The 19,638-nt window shown below is 73.5% G+C and carries 21 protein-coding genes; 16 read left to right on the top strand and 5 right to left on the bottom strand.

Annotation, left to right across the window (positions count from 1 at the left end; genetic code table 11):
* Positions 1-68 precede the first annotated feature (68 nt).
* Entirely contained in the window at positions 69-431 is a 363-nt protein-coding gene (locus ACN28F_RS13600; protein WP_289208319.1) for a hypothetical protein, read from the bottom strand.
* A gap of 15 nt (positions 432-446) precedes the next feature.
* Complete coding sequence (locus ACN28F_RS13595; RefSeq protein WP_289208318.1) at positions 447-770, bottom strand: hypothetical protein; 324 nt, start codon at positions 768-770, stop codon at positions 447-449.
* 366 nt (positions 771-1,136) lie between these two features.
* Between ACN28F_RS13595 and folP the strand changes: the two genes are divergently transcribed.
* The 6 genes from folP (at position 1,137) to ACN28F_RS13565 (ending at position 5,517) form a co-directional block, all read left to right on the top strand.
* Positions 1,137-2,027 carry a dihydropteroate synthase gene (folP, locus tag ACN28F_RS13590; RefSeq protein WP_421361392.1) on the top strand — a complete coding sequence of 297 codons (891 nt, stop codon included), beginning with the start codon at positions 1,137-1,139 and terminating at the stop codon, positions 2,025-2,027.
* Positions 2,024-2,386, top strand: a complete 363-nt coding sequence (folB, locus tag ACN28F_RS13585) for a dihydroneopterin aldolase (RefSeq protein ID WP_289208316.1) — start codon at positions 2,024-2,026, stop codon at positions 2,384-2,386. Before folP ends, folB begins: the two co-directional genes overlap by 4 nt.
* Positions 2,383-2,910 carry a 2-amino-4-hydroxy-6-hydroxymethyldihydropteridine diphosphokinase gene (folK, locus tag ACN28F_RS13580; RefSeq protein WP_289208315.1) on the top strand — a complete coding sequence of 176 codons (528 nt, stop codon included), beginning with the start codon at positions 2,383-2,385 and terminating at the stop codon, positions 2,908-2,910. The genes folB and folK overlap by 4 nt, the downstream gene beginning before the upstream one ends.
* Positions 2,911-2,995: 85 nt before the next feature.
* Positions 2,996-3,463: a DUF3180 domain-containing protein gene (locus tag ACN28F_RS13575; RefSeq protein ID WP_289208314.1), complete on the top strand. Its 468-nt coding sequence runs from the start codon at positions 2,996-2,998 to the stop codon at positions 3,461-3,463.
* 210 nt (positions 3,464-3,673) lie between these two features.
* On the top strand, positions 3,674-5,122 hold the full coding sequence (locus ACN28F_RS13570) for an ABC transporter permease (RefSeq protein ID WP_421358036.1): 1,449 nt from the start codon (positions 3,674-3,676) through the stop codon (positions 5,120-5,122).
* A 74-nt stretch (positions 5,123-5,196) separates the two neighbouring features.
* A complete protein-coding gene (locus tag ACN28F_RS13565) occupies positions 5,197-5,517 on the top strand; it encodes a hypothetical protein (protein WP_282225144.1) in 321 nt (106 codons plus the stop codon).
* A gap of 24 nt (positions 5,518-5,541) precedes the next feature.
* Here the strand turns inward: ACN28F_RS13565 and ACN28F_RS13560 are convergent, their stop codons facing one another.
* A complete protein-coding gene (locus ACN28F_RS13560; protein ID WP_289208312.1) occupies positions 5,542-6,525 on the bottom strand; it encodes an ABC transporter ATP-binding protein in 984 nt (327 codons plus the stop codon).
* 2 nt (positions 6,526-6,527) lie between these two features.
* Between ACN28F_RS13560 and ACN28F_RS13555 the strand changes: the two genes are divergently transcribed.
* The 4 genes from ACN28F_RS13555 to ACN28F_RS13540 all read left to right on the top strand — a co-directional run bounded on the left by ACN28F_RS13555 (position 6,528) and on the right by ACN28F_RS13540 (position 11,214).
* On the top strand, positions 6,528-7,223 hold the full coding sequence (locus ACN28F_RS13555; RefSeq protein WP_289208311.1) for an ABC transporter permease: 696 nt from the start codon (positions 6,528-6,530) through the stop codon (positions 7,221-7,223).
* On the top strand, positions 7,220-7,960 hold the full coding sequence (locus ACN28F_RS13550) for an ABC transporter permease (protein ID WP_289208310.1): 741 nt from the start codon (positions 7,220-7,222) through the stop codon (positions 7,958-7,960). Before ACN28F_RS13555 ends, ACN28F_RS13550 begins: the two co-directional genes overlap by 4 nt.
* Before the next feature lie 143 nt (positions 7,961-8,103).
* A complete protein-coding gene (locus ACN28F_RS13545) occupies positions 8,104-9,108 on the top strand; it encodes a glycine betaine ABC transporter substrate-binding protein (protein WP_289208309.1) in 1,005 nt (334 codons plus the stop codon).
* Between the two features lie 321 nt (positions 9,109-9,429).
* Positions 9,430-11,214 carry a hypothetical protein gene (locus tag ACN28F_RS13540; RefSeq protein WP_289208308.1) on the top strand — a complete coding sequence of 595 codons (1,785 nt, stop codon included), beginning with the start codon at positions 9,430-9,432 and terminating at the stop codon, positions 11,212-11,214.
* 7 nt (positions 11,215-11,221) lie between these two features.
* Here the strand turns inward: ACN28F_RS13540 and ACN28F_RS13535 are convergent, their stop codons facing one another.
* Entirely contained in the window at positions 11,222-12,412 is a 1,191-nt protein-coding gene (locus ACN28F_RS13535) for an NADH-quinone oxidoreductase subunit D (protein WP_421358032.1), read from the bottom strand.
* On the bottom strand, positions 12,409-13,464 hold the full coding sequence (locus ACN28F_RS13530) for an SAM-dependent methyltransferase (RefSeq protein WP_421361390.1): 1,056 nt from the start codon (positions 13,462-13,464) through the stop codon (positions 12,409-12,411). The genes ACN28F_RS13535 and ACN28F_RS13530 overlap by 4 nt, the downstream gene beginning before the upstream one ends.
* Positions 13,465-13,599: 135 nt before the next feature.
* On the opposite strand from ACN28F_RS13530, the gene ACN28F_RS13525 reads away from it, so the two are divergent.
* The 6 genes from ACN28F_RS13525 (at position 13,600) to nadC (ending at position 19,633) form a co-directional block, all read left to right on the top strand.
* Entirely contained in the window at positions 13,600-14,547 is a 948-nt protein-coding gene (locus ACN28F_RS13525) for a Rossmann-like and DUF2520 domain-containing protein (RefSeq protein ID WP_289208306.1), read from the top strand.
* A 44-nt stretch (positions 14,548-14,591) separates the two neighbouring features.
* Complete coding sequence (gene panC / locus ACN28F_RS13520) at positions 14,592-15,473, top strand: pantoate--beta-alanine ligase (RefSeq protein WP_289210737.1); 882 nt, start codon at positions 14,592-14,594, stop codon at positions 15,471-15,473.
* Complete coding sequence (panD, locus tag ACN28F_RS13515) at positions 15,473-15,919, top strand: aspartate 1-decarboxylase (RefSeq protein WP_289208305.1); 447 nt, start codon at positions 15,473-15,475, stop codon at positions 15,917-15,919. Before panC ends, panD begins: the two co-directional genes overlap by 1 nt.
* 118 nt (positions 15,920-16,037) lie before the next feature.
* Positions 16,038-16,943, top strand: a complete 906-nt coding sequence (locus ACN28F_RS13510) for a septum formation family protein (RefSeq protein WP_289208304.1) — start codon at positions 16,038-16,040, stop codon at positions 16,941-16,943.
* Positions 16,944-17,021: 78 nt separating this feature from the next.
* On the top strand, positions 17,022-18,716 hold the full coding sequence (locus ACN28F_RS13505) for an L-aspartate oxidase (RefSeq protein WP_289208303.1): 1,695 nt from the start codon (positions 17,022-17,024) through the stop codon (positions 18,714-18,716).
* Complete coding sequence (gene nadC, locus ACN28F_RS13500) at positions 18,701-19,633, top strand: carboxylating nicotinate-nucleotide diphosphorylase (protein WP_289208302.1); 933 nt, start codon at positions 18,701-18,703, stop codon at positions 19,631-19,633. Before ACN28F_RS13505 ends, nadC begins: the two co-directional genes overlap by 16 nt.
* Positions 19,634-19,638 lie beyond the last annotated feature (5 nt).

Here is a 19,638-nt window from a genome sequence, read left to right as displayed (position 1 = left end):
TCATGCCATCGCCTCGCACGCGTGGCTGCCGGAGTGGGTGCGGGCCGGCGTCCGGATGCCGGTGCAGGTCATGCCAACTCCTCCCGGATCCTGATGTGGCTGGCGATCAGGCGTGGGTCCCGCTGCTCGGTCGCCGGTTCCCGGGTCCGGCGCCAGTCGGTGAGGGCGGTGCGCACGACCATCCGGGCCGGCCGGTCCGGGTCGACGTACCGGAAGATGAAGGAGGTGGTGACGATCGCGAGCGCGATCTCCCAGGCGGGGAAGAGTTCCACGTTGAGGGTGAACGCCCAGTGGACGAACATGTAGAACGGAACAAGTAGGATGAAGACCCCGTACTGGGCGTACGGCAGGTGGACCGGCAGCGTGTAGCCAGGCGGGCCCAGGTAGACCAACCGGGCCCGGTAGATGTCGTCGTCGGTGCGCAGCCGCATCTCGTGCTCCGCGCTCTATTCGAACATCAGGTTGATGAGGTAGTCGCCGACGAAGAACAGGGTCGCGGCTCCGGCGATGAAGGCCAGGCCGACGATCGCGATCGCGGAGCTGGTCAGCACCTTGGAGATCTCACCCTTGCTGGCCCGCCCGATGAAGATCACGCCCAGTACGGCCAGCAGGATCGGGGCGACCTTGCTGGCGAGGAAGGAGACGACGCCCTCGGTGTTGAAACCGGTCGGCGTGTCCGGCTCGCCGGTGGGCGCGGCGAGCAGCGACAGCGTGTCGATGGCGGAGACCACGCTGGCGTGGACCGCTGCGACGAGCGTCGTTTCGATCATGGGAACCTCCCCGGTGTGCGGCCGGCAGAGCCGGGGCACTGCAGTTGTCACACCTTGTGGGCGTCGTGGGTCGAGCCGCGGATGTCGACCCTGTGTCCGACGGTCACCGCGTACGGTGACGACTTTTGGGCACTTTGTCCAACTTCGGCCCTTCTTCTCAACCTTCGCCCCCACTGGCCCCCGGCAACTGCAAAGCGTACGGGCCACCCTTGTCTGGTACAAGCTGCGTGGAACCAGACCGACAGCGCCGCCCGTGACCGTTGTCTGATTCGAGGGTACCCACCGCGCCCGGTCGCGTCCGGCCACGAAGTGCGCCGGTACCGTCTACCCGTGACAGATCTACTACGCCCGACCCGGCCGGTCGTGATGGGCGTCCTGAACGTCACGCCCGACTCCTTCTCCGACGGCGGGCGGTACGCCGACCTCGACGCCGCCGTCGCGCACGGGGTCCGGCTGCACCGCGACGGCGCGGACCTGGTCGACGTCGGCGGCGAGTCCACCCGCCCCGGAGCACAGCGGGTCGACCCGGAGACCGAGGTGGCCCGGGTGCTGCCGGTCATCCGCGAGCTGGCCGCCGCCGGCGTACCGATGAGCATCGACACCACCCGGGCCCGGGTGGCCGACGCCGCGCTCGCCGCCGGGGTGAGCGTGGTCAACGACGTCTCCGGTGGCCTGGCCGACCCGGCGATGGGCGCCGTGGTCGCGGCCGCCGGCTGCCAGTGGATCCTGATGCACTGGCGGGGCCACTCCGACCGGATGCAGGATCTGGCCGACTACCGCGACGTGGTCGCCGAGGTCCGCACGGAACTCGCCGCGCGGGTCGACGCCGCGCTCGCCGCCGGAGTGGCCGCCGAGCGGATCGTCGTCGACCCCGGCCTCGGCTTCGCCAAACGTCCGGAACACAACTGGCAGCTGACCGTGCACCTGGGTGAGTTACTCAGCCTCGGCTACCCGCTGCTCTTCGCCGCCAGCCGCAAGTCCTACCTGGGGCGGCTGCTCGCCGATCCGGACGGCACGCCCCGCCCGGTGGACCAGCGGGCCGCCGCGACCACCGCGACCAGCCTGCTGGCCGTCGCCGCCGGTGCCTGGGGGGTCCGCGTCCACGATGTCCGGGACACCGTCGACGCACTCGCCGTCTGGCAGGCCAGCGGTCGCCCCACGCTCACCGTCGGCCTCCCACAGCCGACGACCGTCGCGAGCCACCGGCCCGACCATCGCCAGCCGACCCACGGAACCGATCACGGGAGCCGACGATGACTGACCGGATCCAGCTCACCGGGCTGCGGGCCCGTGGCCGGCACGGCGTCTACCCGCAGGAGCGGGCGGCCGGCCAGGACTTCGTCGTGGACGTCGTACTCGAACTGGACCTCGCCCCGGCGGCCCGGACCGACCAGGTCGAGCAGACCGTGCACTACGGGGACCTCGCCGGCCAGCTCGTCGCCGTCGTGGCCGGCGAGCCGGTCAACCTGATCGAGACGTTGGCCGACCGGCTGGCGACCGTCTGCCTGGCCGACCGCCGGGTCCGGACCGCGACGGTCACCGTCCACAAACCGCAGGCACCGATCCCGCACGAGTTCGCCGACGTCGCGGTCACCCTCACCCGGAGCCGGGCGTGACCCGGGCGGTGCTCGCCCTGGGCAGCAACCTCGGCGACCGGTACGCGCGGCTGCGCGACGCGGTCCGGGCGCTCGACGACGTACTGCTGGTGGTGTCGGGGGTGTACGAGAACCCGCCGTGGGGTGACCCGGCGCAGCCGGACTACCTCAACGCCGTCGCCCTCGTCGCCGACCCGGACGCCACCGCCGTCGACTGGCTGGCCCGCTGCCGGGCCCTGGAGCAGGCCGCCGGGCGGGTGCGCGACGCCGACCGGCCGTACGGCCCCCGCAGCCTCGACGTGGACGTCGTCGCCGTCTGGGCCGCCGACGGCGCCCCGGTGCACAGCGACGACCCCGAGCTGGTCCTGCCGCATCCCCGGGCCCATCTGCGGGCCTTCGTGCTGCGCCCGTGGATCGACATCACGCCGTACGGGCAGCTGCCGGGACACGGCTGGTTGACGGACCTGCTCGGTCGGGAACCTGTCGCGAGTGACCTGCGCGATCTGCGCCCGCGCCCGGATCTGCCGCTAGAGTCGGCACAGTGAAGGTGCGTCTGTCGATCGCTGTGCCGGTGCTGCCGTGACCGGGCCCGGGGTCAGCCCGCGTGGCCGGGGTCCGGACGAGCCACGGATGGAACCCACGCGGGCCTCGACGCTCGTGGTGGCGGCGTTGGCGGCGGCCGCCGTCGGCTGGTGGGTGATCAGCACCTGGTACGTACGGATGCCGGTCTTTCCGTGGTTACCCTCCGTGACGCTGGCGGCTCTGGCGGTGCTCGAGGCGTACGCGGCGGTCAACACCCGGGCCCGCATCGACCGCCGGCCGGGCCAGGATCCGGTCAACCCCCTGCTGGTCGCCAGGTTCGTGGTGCTGGCCAAGGCCTCGGCTCTCGCCGGGGCGATCTTCGCCGGCTTCTACGCGGGGCTGGTGCTCTGGCTGTTCATCCAGCAGACCCGGGCGGCGGACAACGATCTGCCCGCGGCCGTCAGTGGCCTCGCCGCGTCGCTCGCGCTGGTGGCGGCCGCTGTCTGGCTCGAACGCGCCTGCCGGGTGCCGGACCAGCCGGAGGACTCCGACGCCCCGCAACCGCCCGTCGGCTGACCCGCCGCCGGCTGTCGCCCGCAGCGGTCCCGGTGGCCGCCTGCGCACACGGGGGGTGACGGCCGTACCCGGTCGCGGGTACGGTGCCAGCGACCGGTACCGCTCGACGCGCCACCGCGCCTGCCGCACTGGTCGATCGAACGACCAGGTCCACCTGCCGTCGTAGTCCCGACCGACGGTGGTGGACGGGCACGGCAGAGGAGACGCGGTATGGCGTACGACGACTCGCCTTATCGCCGGCGGAGCGCGGGCGTACCGGAACCGGGCGGCCACGGCGATCCCGGCCACGGCGATCCCGGCCACGGCGATCCCGGCCACGGCGATCCCGGCCACGGCTACTCCGGCGACCCCGGCTACGGCGACCCCGGCAACCGTACCGCCTCCGGCTATCAGACGAGTTCGTTCACCACGGCGGGGGCCGTCACCGACGCGGGTGCCGGCACCGCCACCACGACCACCGGCCGGACCCGTGGTGGCGGCAGGCGGTCGGCGGGTCGGCGGTCCGGCCACCGCCGCCCGGCCCCCGGGCTCGACGACGTCTTCGACGATCCACGGCACGGCGAGCCGGGCCGCGACCGGCTCGCCGTGCACGTCGTCTGGGAGACGATCCTGCTGGCCGTGGTCGGTGGGCTCGGCTACCTGCTCTACCAGGAGGATCCGACGGTCACCGGGGCGGCGGCCCGGGATCCGCTGCTGGTCTACGCCACCGGGCTCGGCCTGCTCGTACTGGCCGCCGGGGTGAGCCTGCGTGCCGGGGCACCGAATCTCGCCATCGGGCCGGTGGCCATCGCGGCCGCGCTGCACTTCGCCGAGAACGGCGACAACGGCGTGCTGCCGGTGCTGGTCACCGCCGGCATCTGGGCGGTGGTGCTCGGCGTGCTCACGGCCGTGCTGGTGACCGGTCTGCAGATGCCCGGCTGGGCCGGCAGTCTCGTCGCCGCCTGCGTCGCGGTCGTGTTCATCCAGCAACGCGCCGCGCCGGTCGACCTGCAGGGTGCGTTCGACCCGACCGGCCAGGCAGTCTTCCTGTTCGGTGGGTTCGTGGCGGTGGCCGTGCTCGGCGGGATCCTCGGCACCGTCAAACCGGTACGCCGGGGTGTCGGACGGTTCCGCCCGGTCGCCGATCCGGCGTTGCGGCGTGGCGCGACCGCCGCCATGGTCACCAGCGGGGCGCTGGTGGTCTCGATGGGTCTGGCGGTCGGCGGCGGCGTGCTGCTGGCCGCGGTCGGCGGCGGGCCGGTCAGCCCGTCGGTCGGGCTGGAGTGGAGCGCGCTCGCGATCGGCGCCGCGCTGCTCGGCGGCACCAGCGTCTTCGGCCGGCGCGGCGGGATCTTCGGCGCCGTGTTCGCGGTGGTCGGCCTGACGATCTTCATCCGGTACGCCGACCTTCGCCAGCTGGACATCGCGTTGTACGCCACCGCTGCCGTCACCCTGGCGGTCGGGCTCGTGGTGACCCGGCTGGTGGAGACCTTCGGACGGCCCCGCGTCCGGCAGGAGGTCGAGGACGCCGAACCGCCGCCGGAGGAGGAGGACGAGTGGGTCGAGCCACCGCCGCAGTCCTGGACGCCGGCCGTCACCCAGGACTCGTGGTCGGCGACGCTGCCGGCGCAGCCGGCCCGGGCCCGGGAACGCTGGGACACCGGCAACCACTGGGGGTGAGGCCGGCCAGTGCGGCGGTGGCCGACCCGCTGCCGACCCGCCCGGGCCCGCGACGGTCGGGTTAGGCTCGGCGTATGACCGAATCGCCGGCCCCGGGGCGCGCTGTGCCGACCTTCGCCGAACTCGACGTGCTCTCCACCGAGCAGCTGCGGGAACGGGCCTTCGACCTGGCCCGCGAGCGCAAGGACCTCGGCTTCTTCTGGTCGATCACCAAGCGGTTGTCGCGGGCCGACGACGCCAGCGAGCTGGACGGCGCACCGAACTCGATCGGCCCGACCGTCGACGACGCGGTGGCGATGTGGCGGGAGTTCACCGGCCACGAGTACGGCGAGTCCGAGCCGCTGCTGCGCGCGGCGTTCATCGACTACCTGCTGCACGACGGTCACCGCGACTGAGCCCCGCCAGCCGGTACCCGCCCGTCAGCCGGCGTCCAGCAGCCGGCGGCGGCTGACCACGCCGACCGGATCCCCGGCGGCGTCGACGACCCGCCCGTGCTCGGTCCCGTCGGCGAGCAGCCGGGCCAGCGCGTCGTAGCGGGAGACGCCCAGCGTCAGGGTGGGCAGCCCGGCCAGGTCCGGTAGCTCCGACTCCGGCTCCAGCAGGTCCCGGTCGACCGGGGTGACCGCGAGGCGGCGGATCGCCCGGTCCGCGCCGACGAACTCCCGGACGAACCCGGTGGCCGGCTGACCGAGCAGGGTGGTGGGGTCGGCGTACTGCTCCAGGTGGCCGCCCTCGGACAGCACGGCGATCCGGTCGCCGAGCCGGACCGCCTCGTCGAGGTCGTGGGTGACCAGCACGATCGTCTTGCGGACCTCGGCCTGCAACCGCAGGAACTCCTCCTGCAGCCGGCCGCGCACGATCGGGTCGACTGCGGAGAAGGGCTCGTCCATCAGCAGGACGACCGGGTCGGCGGCGAGGGCGCGGGCCACGCCGACCCGTTGACGCTGCCCACCGGACAACTCGTGCGGGTACCGCTTCGCGTACCGGCCCGGCTCCAGCCCGACCAGGTCGAGCAGTTCGTCGGCGCGGCGGCGGATCTGGTCGCGGGGCCAGCCGAGCAGCCGGGGCACGGTGGCGACGTTGGCCCGGATCGTCTGGTGCGGGAAGAGTCCGACGTGCTGGATGACGTAACCGATCCGCCGGCGCAACCGCACCGGGTCGACCCCGGTGACGTCCTCGTCGCCGAGCAGGATCCGGCCACTGGTCGGCTCGATCAGCCGGTTGATCATGCGCAGGACGGTCGACTTGCCGCAGCCGGACGGCCCGATCAGCACCACCAGTTCGCCAGCGGGGATGCGCAGCGACAGGTCGCGTACGGCGCGGGTGCCGTCCGGAAACTGTTTGCCGATGCCGGTCAACGTGATCGCCGCCGCGCCACCGGCGTCCCGCGCGGTACCGTCCACCTGTGTCCTTCCACCTGCTCGACGACCGGGCTGATCCGGGGAACCCGTGGTTCTCCGGCCAGTACGTGCGGGACAACTGGTCGACGATCGTCGCCGCGTTCACCGAACACGTCACCCTGACCGTACAGGCGGTGGTGGTGGCGGCGCTGATAGCGGTGCCGTTGGCGGTGCTGGCGTACTGGTTCCGGCCGTTGACCGGTCCGATCCTGGCGCTCACCGGGGTGCTCTACACGATCCCGTCGCTGGCCCTGCTGGCCTTCCTGGCCCCGTACGTGGGGGCGACCAACCCGGCGTCGGTGCTGATCGCCCTGGTCCTGTACGCGCTGCTGCTGGTGGTGCGCAACTGCCTGGCCGGGCTGACCCAGGTGCCGGCGGACACGATCGAGGCGGCCGACGGGATGGGGTACGGCCGGCTCGTCCGGCTGCTGCGCATCGAACTGCCGCTGGCTCTGCCGAGCATCCTGACCGGGGTACGGCTGGCGACGGTCTCCACCGTCGCGCTGGTCACCGTCGGGTCGCTGATCGGCTACGGCGGTCTCGGCGACCTGATCTTCAGCGGTTTCCGGAACAACTTCTACAAGGCACAGATCCTCACCGGGACCCTGCTCAGTGTGGCGCTGGCGCTGGCGCTCGATCTGCTGCTGGCGGTCGCCGGGCGGCTGCTGACGCCGTGGACCGCCCGGCGGGCCGTCCGATGAGCCGTCGGTACGCGGCGGCGAACCCCGTCGAGCAGGCGGTGGTCTGGCTCAACGATCCGCTCAACTGGACCAATCCGGGTGGGGTGCTCGACCGGTTGGGCGAGCATCTGGTGATCTCGGCGGCGGCGGTGGCGATCGGGGTCCTGGTGGCCTGGCCGCTCGGCCTCTGGCTCGGCCACACCGGACGCGGCGGTGCCGTGGTGGTCCTGGTGTCGAACATCACGTTGGCGGTGCCGACGATCGCGCTGCTGTCCATTCTGCCGTTGACGTTCCTGGGCTTCGGCAAACCGCCGGTGATCCTGGCCCTGGCGGTGTTCGCGGTGCCGCCGCTGCTGGCCAACGCGTACACCGGGCTGCGCCAGGTCGACCCGCAGGTGCGTGAGGCGGCCCGGGGGATGGGCCTGTCCGGCTGGCAGGTGCTGCGCCGGGTCGAGCTGCCGCTCGCGGTGCCGTACCTGGCCGCCGGGTTCCGGACCGCCGCGGTGCAGGTGGTGGCGACGGCGGCGCTGGCGGCGTTCGTCAACGGCGGGGGTCTGGGCCAGATCATCAGTGCCGGATTCGGGTTGGGCATCTCGGTGGGCGGCGGCCAGATCCTGGCCGGCGGCCTGCTGGTCGCGTCGCTCGCGCTGGTCACCGAGGCGGTGTTGGCGGTGGCCGAGCGGATGCTCACGCCACTGCCGCTGCGGCGCTACCGGCGGCCGGCCGACGAACAGGCCAGTGCGGTGGGAGCGGCTTGACGCGTCCTGTGACGATCCGATGACAACCGATCTTCAGCGCTTGTCGGACCTGGCTGTGAGGATGTTCGGTAGAGGAATCGGGCGACGGCGCCGGCGACGGCACAAGCCGGTCGCGTTTGCGGGCATACGGGAGGCGGGCAGTCATGCTGGTACGGACACGGGTCGCGCTGGGCGCGGTGAGCGCGGTCGCGGCGGCGGGGATTCTCGCCGGCTGCGGGGATGCCGGGTCGTCCGGCACCGACGCGCCGCAGGCGGGGGCGTCCGGTGCCGGCTGCGCACCGGTCGCCGGCGATCAGCTGGTGGTCCTCGACGACGACCAGAATCTGCAGAACACCGACAACATCGTGCCGGCGATCAACGCCGACGCGGCATCGCCGCAGGTCATCGCCGCGCTGGACAAGGTGTCGGCTGCGCTGGACACCGAAAAGCTGATCGGGCTCAACCGGGCGGTCGACGTCGACCGGCAGACGCCGCAGGCTGCGGCCGAGGAGTTCGCCGCTGCCGAGGGCCTGGCCGACGGTATCGAGACCGGACCGGGCGGCGAGTTGACCGTCGGCGCGGCGAACTTCAGCGAGAGCGAGATCCTGGGCGAGCTGTACAAGATCGCGTTGACGGCCGCCGGCTACGAGGTGACGGTGCAGCAGATCGGCAACCGCGAGCTGTACGAGCCGGCGTTGGAGACCGGTGAGATCCAGGTGGTCCCGGAGTACGCCGCCACCCTGGCCGACTTCATCAACGGCAAGGTCGAGGGCGAGAACGCTCCGGCGATCTCGTCGACGGACCTGACCGAGACCATGGCCGGGCTGCGCCGCGTCGGTGAGCAGGTCAACATCGTCTTCGGGGAGCCGTCGGCGGCGCAGAACCAGAACGCCTTCGCGGTGACCAGTGCGTTCGCCGAGGAGTACGGTGTGCGGACGCTTTCCGAGCTGGCCGAGAAATGCTCCGGCGAGGCGACTGTGCTGGGTGGTCCGCCGGAGTGCCCGCAGCGGCCGAAGTGCCAGCAGGGGTTGGTCGAGGTGTACGACTTCCGGGCCGGTGAGTTCAGTTCTCTCGACGCCGGTGGGCCGCAGACCAAGACCGCGTTGACCACCGGTGAGATCAGCGTCGGTCTGGTGTTCTCCTCGGACGGTGCGTTGGCCGCCGGCTGATTTTTCCGGTGGCGTCCGTACGGATGCCACCACCGGCTGTCGTCGGGCCTGTCCACTCGGCCGCTCAGCGGTACCCGTTCCGTTGATCTGCAGATGTGGGTAGGCTCGACAGCCATGTCCGCTCCCGAGGCCGAAGAGGAGCCACGCCGCACGGTTCCACTCAAGTGGCTTACCTGGGGTGGCCTGGGGTTGGCGCCTCTAGCTGCGGTTTTGTTGCTGCTTGGCGATGGTGACGGGTCATTACGGCTCGCGATGGTGATCGCGATCGCATCGGTCGTCCTGATCGGATTGTCAATCACTTTACGTGGTGGCATCGAAACTATGCGCACTGACATGGAAGATGCGCTGGTGGAGGAGATGGACGTGCTCCGCGAGGACGTCCGTAATGACATTTCCACGGCGGTACGGGCCACCCATCGCGCGCTCGGCGAAAAGGTGCAGGCGATGCAGGACGACGTCGAGGCACTGCGTGGCCAGGTGGACGCGGTCCGTGGGGAAGTGGTGCGCAGCGAGGCGGTCCGCGTCGAGTCCGCCCGCGCCGAAGCGGTCCGGGCGGAGGCCACCGCCCGCGACGTACCGGTCCGGGGCCGGGACGCCTCCGGCGGTGACCGGGGCCGGTCGGCCCGTCCCGACGACGAGGCCGGGTACGACCGCTTCGACCCGAGCGCCCCGGCGTCGGCGGTGCCGGCGGCTGCCCCTGCCTCCGGCCCGGCCGGCTACGGCGGACGCAACGGTGCCGACGGCTACGGCGGGCGCAACGGCGCGGCCGACTACGACGGTCAGTACGGCGCGGGTCAGTACGGGGCCGGTCAGTACGGGTCCGGTCCGACCGGTGGCCGCGCCTCGGTGCCGGCGGTGACCGGGACCGTGCTGCCCCGTCAGCCAGCGGCCAACGGGCTGGCCCGGCAGATCGAGCCGGCCCCGGCGAGTGGCCGCCGACCGGCGGCCGAGGAACCGGGGGGCACCGTGTACGGCGGCACCCGGTACGGCACCCGTACCGGTGAGTCGATCGACGGGGAATGGTCGGCGAGTTCGACACGCGGTCGACGCGCGGCCGAGGCCGACGAGCAGTCGTGGTCCGACCGACGGCCGCGTGGCCAGGCCGACGACCGGTGGTCCTGGAACGGTGACCGCGACGACAGTTCCGAGCAGCGCTACGGCGACCGGGCCGAGGACCGGTGGGACGCCGGGCGGGCCGACGGCTACGGCACCGGCTCGCCGGCGCAGCGGTGGTCGACCGGCCGGGGCGAGGACGGCTACGCCGACCGGGCGGCCGGTGCCGGTCGACCCGACCGGTACGCCGAGGACCGGGCCGGCCGTTACCCCGACGACCGGTTGGACCGGCCGGGTGGCCGGTTCGACGGCCCCGACCCGAGGGGCGCGCGGGACGCCTCCCGGTTCGACGCGCCGGTGTCCGGTGCCCGATCGGCGGACGAACCGCCGTGGCGCGACGCCCGCTGGGACCAACGGGCGCCCGACGTGGCGGACAGCCCGGGTCCGCGCCGTACCGCGCTGCCGGCGCTGCCGGCCGGCAGCAGCGCCGAGGTCACGCCCTGGTCGTCCGGCGTACGCGAGGTGGCCGACGCCGAACCGGTGCGCCGCAGCCGTCGTTACCGCGACGACGACGACGAACCTGGCCGTCGTTACCGCGCCGACGACCTCGAGGGTGGCCGCTACCGCGACGACGACGAGCCCGGCCGTCGCTACCGGCCCGACGACCTCGAGGGCGGCCGCTACCGCGACGACGATCCGGGCGGGCGCAACCGCGCCGACGAAGCGGGCGGCCGGTACCGCGCCGAGAGCAGCCGGGACGTCCGTGGCGAGCCCGACGCCGGTCGGCGCTACCGGGCCGACGAGTTCGACGGTGGCCGGTACCGCGACGACGGCGGCACCGGTCGGCGCTACCGGGACGACACCGGCCGGGACCTGCACGACGACGTGGGGCGGGGCTACCGGGACGACGCCGGCCGGGGCTACCGGGACGACGCGGGGCGGGGATATCGCGACGACGTCGGGCGCGGCTACCGCGACGACGGCTACGCCGACGACGGGCGGGGCCGCTACGCCGACGACTACGAGTACTCCGAGGACCGTCGACGGCGCTAGCCCGACCTCACTTGTCGATGTCACCGACCACGAAGAACATCGACCCGAGGATCGCCACCAGATCCGGTACCAGGCTGCCCGGGATCAGCGTCGCCAACGCCTGCACGTTGGCGTACGAGGCGGTCCGCAGCTTGAGCCGCCACGGGGTCTTCTCGCCCCGGGACACCAGGTAGTAACCGTTGACGCCGAGCGGGTTCTCGGTCCAGGCGTACGTGTGCCCCTCGGGTGCCTTGACCACCTTGGGCAGCCGGACGTTGACCGGCCCGGTCAGCTGGTCGACCCGGTCGAGACAGCGGCGGGCCAGCTCGAGGGAGACGTACACCTGGTCGAGCAGGACCTCGAACCGGGCGTGGCAGTCGCCGGTGCGCCGGGTGACCACCGGGACGTCGAGTTCGCCGTAGGCGAGGTACGGCTCGTCGCGGCGCAGGTCCAGGTCGAGCCCGCTGGCCCTGGCGACCGGCCCGGACGCGCCGAACGCGGCGGCGGTGGCGGCGTCGAGCACCCCGACGCCGACGGTACGGGCGAGGAAGATCTCGTTGCGCCGGATCAGCCGGTCCAGGTCGGGCATCCGCGCCTCGACCTGGCCGATGGCTTCGCGGGCCCGGCGGGTCCAGCCGGCCGGCACCTCCTCCTTGAGGCCGCCGACCCGGTTGAACATGTAGTGCATCCGCCCGCCGGAGACCTCCTCCATGACGGTCTGCAGGGTCTCCCGCTCCCGGAACGAGTAGAACACCGGGGTGAGCGCCCCGATCTCCAGTGGATACGAGCCGAGGAACATCAGGTGGTTCAGCACCCGGTTCAGCTCGGCCAGCGCGGTCCGCAGCCAGACCGCGCGTTCCGGCACCTCGATGCCCATCAGCCGCTCGACGGCGAGCACCACCCCGAGTTCGTTGCCGAACGCCGACAACCAGTCGTGCCGGTTCGCCAGCATGATGATCTGGCGGTAGTCGCGTACCTCGAACAGCTTCTCGGCACCCCGGTGCATGTAGCCGACGATCGGCTCGCAGGAGACCACCCGCTCGCCGTCGAGGACCAGCTTGAGCCGCAGTACGCCGTGTGTGGACGGATGCTGTGGGCCGATGTTGAGCACCATGTCGGCGGTGTCCAGGCCAGCACCCGTGCCGACGGTGACCTGACGGAGCCCGGCTGCCGGGTCGGCCGCAGGCAGCGAACCGGTCTCGGTGTCCATGCCGGTCATCGTGCCACGTCGCTGCCGCCGTCGTCGGCCAGCAGCGCGGCGGCTGCGTCGGCGGCCGGCAGCGAACCGTCCTCGGCGGTCAGGCCGACGGGCTGCAGCAGCCACCAGTGCGCGCCCAGGCCGTACGGGTCGGTCAGTTCGGCGGCGGTGCCGGCGGCGGACAACGCGGCGAGATAGCCGCGTGGGTCGCTGCCGGCCAGGGTCAGCGGCGGCCGGGCACCGGACACGCCCAGCGTCCGCAGGACGTCGCGTTGCCGGCGCAGCAGATGACCGGCGCCACCGGCGGCGGCGGTGCCGGCGTCGGCCACCGCGTCGATCGCCACGTGGGCGGTGACGTCGCAGGAGCCGTCGGGCACCGGGGCGACGGTCCGACCGGACCGGTAGCCGGTCAGCGTGCTGGCGGTCGGGCGTTCGGCGTACCGGTGGCCGTAGTCGACCGCGACCGCGACGCCCCGCCGCAGCGTCCGGACGGCCTCGGCCCAGGCCTCGTCGCGGGCCCGACCAAGGTCGGCCCGGCCGCCGTCGGGCAGCGCCGGCCACCACCGGGCCAGCCAGGCGGCGTCGGCGTCGGCAAGCGGGTCGCCGGGCCGCTCGGCGCCGGTGACCGGGTCGACCAGGCCGTACCGCACGACGCCGTCGACCCGCACGGCCAGATCCAGCGGTACGTTGTCCAGCCATTCGGTGGCGACGAGCAGTCCGACGATCCCGGTCGGGAGGGTGGCCTGCCAGCCGATGTCGGCGGCCAGCCCGGCGGGTCGGTCGGCGTGGTCGACGCCGACCAGCCGGAGCCGTCCGGCGAGTGGTCGGGCCCCGTCGTGGACGGCGCCGAGCAGGTCGTGGACGGCGCCGAGCAGTTCGCCGCCACCGGCACCGATGTCGACCAGGTCGAGCGGGTCGGGGTGGCCGAGCAGCCGGTCGACCCGGGTCAGCAGCCGCAGCACCGCCGTGGCGAACGGCACCCCGGTCTGGGCGCTGGTCCGGAAGTGCGTCGCCGGCACCGGCCCGCCCCCGGCCCGGTAGAAGCCCTGCGGACCGTAGAGCGCCCGGGTCATGGCGGCCCGCCAGGTCAGCACCCGGCCACCCTAGTCGACCGGGGTGAAGGTTTTCACACACCATGTTTCGGCCGTGTGGCGGCGGCGCATACTGGGCATCGACCGGTACCCCCGTTTCGAGGACTGGATCACGTTATGAGCGCATTGGCGCGCCCGGCGGCGGACGTCTCCGCCGACCGGGACACCGGCCCCACCGTCGGGGTCATCGGCGCCGGACGGGTCGGCGTGGTGCTCGCCGCCGCCCTCGCCGCCGCCGGCTACCGGATCACCGCCGTCTCCGGCGACAGCCCGACGAGCAGACAACGGATCGCCCGGATGCTGCCCGGCGTGCCGCGTCGGCCGGTCCCCGCTGTGCCGGCCACCGCCGACCTGCTGATCCTGAGCGTGCCGGACGACACACTGCCCGGACTGGTGGCCGAGCTCGCCGCCCGGCAGGTGCTGCGCACCGGTCAGGTGGTGGCGCACACCTCGGGCGCGTACGGGCTCGGGGTGCTCGCCGAGGTGGAGCGTGCCGGGGCCGTCGGGCTGGCACTGCACCCGGCGATGACCTTCACCGGGCAGCCAGGGGATCTCGACAGGTTGCCCGGCATCAGCTACGGCGTCACCGCCCCGGTATCGGCGCGGGCGTTGGCGCAGCGGCTCGTCGCCGATCTCGGCGGCAGCGTCGAGTGGGTCGACGAAACCGACCGTCCGCTCTACCACGCCGCCTTGGCACACGGTGCCAATCACCTGGTCACCCTGGTCAACGAGGCCGCCGACCGGCTGCGCGACGCCGGGGTCGGTGACCCGGCGAAAGTGCTGGCGCCGCTGCTGCGGGCCGCCCTGGACAACGCACTGGCGCACGGCGACGCGGCGCTGACCGGGCCGGTGTCGCGCGGCGACGCCGGTACCGTCGCGCGGCATGTCGACCGCCTGGCCGGGACCGCGCCGGAGAGTCTGCCGAGCTACCTGGCGCTGGCCCGGCGGACCGCCGACCGGGCGATCGCCGCCGGTCGGCTGTCGGCCGGCGACGCCGTACCGCTGCTCGACGTGCTGGCCGGCCGGGACCCCGCTGCGGCGGCGCGCCGGGAGTGGGCGCGGTGAGCGCGCCGGGAGTGGGCGCGGTGGGTGCGTCGTCGACCGCCGGGTTGCAGGTCGCCTGGACCCGCGCCGAGCTGGCCGCCGTACGGGCCGGCTGGACCGGATCGGTGGCGGTGGTGATGACGATGGGTGCGCTGCACGACGGGCACGCCGCCCTGCTGCGGGCGGCGACGGCCCGGGCCGACCACGTCATCGTGACGATCTTCGTCAACCCGCTGCAGTTCGGTCCGACCGAGGATTTCGACCGCTATCCGCGCACCATCGACGACGACCTGGAGATCTGCCGGCAGGCCGGGGTCGGGCTGGTGTTCGCGCCGGGCCGGGCCGAGATCTACCCGGACGGCGAGCCGATGGTCCGGGTGAACCCCGGTCCGGTCGGCGAGACCCTGGAGGGGGCGAGCCGGCCCGGCTTCTTCCACGGCGTCCTCACCGTGGTGCTCAAGCTGCTCCAGTTGACCCGCCCTGATCTGGCCTTCTTCGGCGAGAAGGACTACCAGCAGCTGACCCTGGTCCGGCGGATGGTGCGGGACCTGGACCTGCCGGTGGAGATCGTCGGGGTGCCGACCGTCCGGGAGGCCGACGGGCTGGCCCGGTCGAGCCGCAACCGGTACCTGTCCCCGTCGCAACGACGGACGGCGCTGGGGCTGGCCGCGGCGTTACGGGCCGGGGCCGCGACGGCCGACGCCGGAGGTGACGCCGCCGAGGTGGTGGCTGCCGGCCGGGCCGCCTTCGACCGGCACACCGCCGGCGCCGCCGAGCTGGACTACCTGGTGCTGACCGGTCCCGACCTGGCCCCGCCGGTGGCCGGCCCGGCCCGGCTGCTGATCGCGGCCCGGGTCGGCGGGACCAGGTTGATCGACAACGCGCCGGTGCACCTGGCCGACCCCCGACCCGACCTGCAGTCCGGCCCGCGATCGGAAGGACCCTGATGCTGCGCACCATGCTCAAGTCGAAGATCCACCGGGCCACGGTGACCCAGGCCGACCTGCACTACGTCGGTTCGGTCACCGTCGACGCCGATCTGCTCGACGCGGCGGACCTGCTCCCCGGTGAGCAGGTCGCCATCGTGGACGTGACGAACGGGGCCCGGCTGGAGACGTACGTCATCGAAGGTGCCCGGGGCAGCGGCGTGATCGGCATCAACGGTGCCGCCGCCCACCTGGTGCACCCCGGTGACCTGGTCATCCTGATCGCGTACGGGCAGTTCACCGACGAGCAGGCGCGTGCCTTCACCCCCCGGGTGGTACACGTCGACGCCGCCAACCGGGTGATCCAGCTGGACGCGGACCCGGCCGGGGCGCCGGCCGGTCTGGTCGGCGAGCCGGTACGCGGTGACCGGGCCGTCGGCTGGCCGACGGTTGCCGCCACGCCGTAGCGTGGGACGTCGCCGTCGTACCGTGCTGCCCCACCGTCACCGGCCGGTGACTGGAAGCTCACGTATGCTCGGCGGTCCGTACTACTGCCTGCCAGCCAGTGCCCGTGGGAGGGACACGATGCGCCGATGGACCGCCGCCGTCGCGGTCGGCGGAGCGCTCGCGCTCGGCCTGACCGGTTGCGGCCTGCCCGCCGGGGTGGACGGGAAGCTGACGAACAGTTGGCAGCCGATCCCCGAGCCGACCCCGTTCGTGCCGCCGGCGGAGGTCTGCCACTCGGGTGACTTCGCCGAGACCGCCTACCTGTCGTCGTACAGCCCGGTGGACTGCACCGCGCCGCACCGGACCGAGACGGTGCACGTCGGGGCGTTCGGCGCGGCGGTGGCCGAGGCGGCCGAGCCGCCGGCCCAGGGGTCGGCGGAGATCCGTGGCGCGTACGCCGAGTGCGACACCAAGGCCAGCGAGTACGTCGGTGGCGACTGGCGGTCCGGTCGGCTGTGGATCGGCGTCGCGGTGCCCTCGCCGGCGGCCTGGGAGGGCGGCGCCCGGTGGTTCCGCTGCGACATGACGGAGCTGACCAACGTCGAGGACAACGGCGGTACGGCCAGCCGTACCGCGAGTCTGCGGGACGCGCTCGCCGAGCCGTCCCCGCTGCATCTGACCTGCTACGCGGTGCGCAACGACAGCAACGGCGCGATCGACACGATGCCGGCGGAGCAGTGCGACAAGCCGCACAACGCGGAGTTCGCCGGGGTGTGGCAGGCACCGGACATCCCGTTCCCCACCAAGGACCGGGACTGGGCCCAGTTCCACGCCGAGTGCCGCAAGATCATCGGCCGGTACGCCGGGGTGCCGCTCGACGACAACCTGCAGTTCCGTACGGGTGTGATCTCGCTGCCGGGCGGCGCGACCGAGTGGGCGGCCGGCAACCGGGGGGTCCGCTGCTACCTGTGGCTCAACGAGCGCAACGTCAGCCGTTCGCTCAAGGGCGCCGGGACCGACGGGCTGCCGATCCAGTACGAGTAGGCGGCGGCGCGGGTGTACCGGCCCACATCCGGTCGCCCCGGCGCACCCGGCCTGCGGCGGGCGGGGTTGACTGACGCCATGCTCGTGCGTACCCCGGAACTGCCCGCCCTGCCGGGCCGGCTCGCCGCGCCGCAGCCCGGTTGGGCGGAGACCACCGACGTGGTGGTCGTCGGCTCCGGGATCGCCGGTCTGACCGCCGCGCTCTACCTGCGGGAAGCCGGCCTGCACGTCACCGTCGTGACCAAGGTCAACATCGACGACGGCTCCACCCGCTGGGCGCAGGGCGGGATCGCCGCCGTGCTGGACCCGCTGGACACCCCGGCGGCGCACGCCCAGGACACCGAGGTCGCCGGCGTCGGCCTGTGCGACCGGGACGCGGTCCGGACCCTGGTGGAGGAGGGGCCGGCGCGGGTCCGGGAGCTGATGCGGGTCGGCGCGGAGTTCGACCGGGACGCCGCCGGTGCGCTGCTGCTCACCCGGGAGGGTGGGCACCGGGCGAACCGGATCGTGCACGCCGGCGGTGACGCGACCGGTGCCGAGGTGCAGCGGGCGCTGCACGCGGCGGTCCGCCGGGACCCGTGGATCCGGCTGGTCGAGCACGCCCTGGTGGTCGACCTGCTGCGGGCCGCCCCGGAGCGGGCCGGGGCACCGGGTGCCGCCTGCGGGGTCACCCTGCACGTGCTCGGCGAGGGCTCCCCGGACGGGGTCGGGGCGATCCTGGCCCGGGCGGTGGTGCTGGCCACCGGCGGGATGGGGCAGATCTTCGCCACCACCACCAACCCGGCGGTCTCCACCGGCGACGGGGTGGCGCTCGCGCTGCGGGCCGGCGCGGTCGTGGCCGACCTGGAGTTCGTCCAGTTCCATCCCACCGCGCTGGCGGTGCCCGGTGGGGCCGGCGGCAGCGGACAGCAGCCGCTGGTCTCCGAGGCGCTGCGCGGCGAGGGCGCCCACCTGGTCGACCCGGACGGCAAACGGTTCATGCTCGGCCAGCACGAACTCGCCGAACTGGCCCCCCGGGACGTGGTCGCCAAGGGCATCCACCGGGTGATGGTGGCCAACGACAGCGACCACGTCCATCTGGATGCCCGGCATCTGGGTGCCGAGTTCCTGGACCGGCGCTTCCCGACCATCGTCGCCTCCTGCCGGGCCGCCGGCATCGAGCCGGCGCAGGCGTTGATCCCGGTCGCACCGGCCGCGCACTACGCCTCCGGCGGCGTCCGTACCGACCTGTACGGCCGGACCAGCATCCCCGGCCTGTACGCCTGCGGCGAGGTGGCCTGCACGGGGGTGCACGGCGCCAACCGGCTGGCCAGCAACTCGCTGCTGGAAGGGCTGGTGTTCGCCCGGCGGATCGCCCGCGACATCGCCCGTGCGCTGCCCGCCCAGCAGGATCCGGCCGGGCCCGACGCCGGCACCGGCGACGACCCCGGATGGGTGGTGGCGGCGACCGCGCGGCAGCCGTTGCAGCGGGCGATGAGCCGGGGCGCCGGGGTGCTGCGGTCGGCGGCCACCCTCGACGCAGCGGCGACCGCGTTGCGCGCCGCGGCCGCCGTGCCGGGTGTGCCCGGCACCGCCGACTGGGAGACGACTAATCTGGTCACCGTCGCCACCGCGCTGGTGGCGGCGGCGTACGCCCGGCAGGAGACCCGGGGTTGTCACTGGCGTGACGACTTCCCGGAGGCCGACGAGGACTGGTCGGGACATCTGGTGAGCGGTCTCGGCTCCGCCGGAGCGCCCACCCTGACCTGGGAGCCGTCATGCGCAGCGAGCTGACCGCCGGGCCGGTCGACGGCGACCTCGACCCCGTCGTGGTCGAGCGGGTGGTCGCGACCGCGCTCGCCGAGGATCTCGGTCCGGCCGGGCTGGACGTGACCACGGCCGCGACGATCGACGCCGACCAGATCGGCACCGCCGAGCTGGTGGCCCGGGCCGACGGGGTGGTGGCCGGGCTGGCGCTGGTCGCCGCCGTGTTCGACGCGGTGCCGTCGGCCGGTACGCCGGTCGATGTGCGGTTGCACCGCAGCGACGGTGACCGGGTGCCGGCCGGTACGGTGCTGGCCTCGGTGACCGGCCCGGTCCGGACCCTGTTGACCGGGGAACGGACCGCGTTGAACCTGATCAGTCGGCTGTCCGGGATCGCCACCCACACCCGCGCCTGGGCCGACGCGCTGGCCGGCTCGACGGCGACCGTGCTGGACACCCGCAAGACCACGCCGGGGCTGCGGGCGTTGGAGAAGTACGCGGTGCGGGTCGGCGGCGGCGGCAACAAGCGGATGGGCCTGTTCGACGTGGCGATGGTCAAGGACAACCACAAGCTGGCCGCTGGCGGGGTGGGGGCCGCGTACCGACGGGTCCGCGCGGCGTTCCCGCAGGTGCCGGTCGAGGTCGAGGTGACGACGTTGGCCGAGGCGGTGGAGGCGGTGGCGGCCGGGGCGACGTTCCTGCTCTGCGACAACATGCCGCCGGAGCTGCTGCGGGAGGTGGTGGCCGCCGTCGGCGACCGTGCCGAGTTGGAGGCGACCGGCGGGTTGACGCTGGCCAACGCGGCGCGGTACGCGGCGACCGGCGTGGACTACCTGTCGGTGGGGGCGCTCACCCACTCCTCGCCGATCATGGACATCGCGCTGGACCTGCGGCCGGCCGCCGACGCCGGTTCGCGCGACGCTGGTGCCGACGGGCCGTCGCGCTGACCGGC

This window comes from Solwaraspora sp. WMMA2101 (assembly GCF_049179175.1).
Taxonomy (GTDB): Bacteria; Actinomycetota; Actinomycetes; order Mycobacteriales; family Micromonosporaceae; genus Micromonospora_E.
Note: the sequence above shows the minus strand (reverse complement) of the source record. Positions and strands in the feature narration are given on the sequence as shown.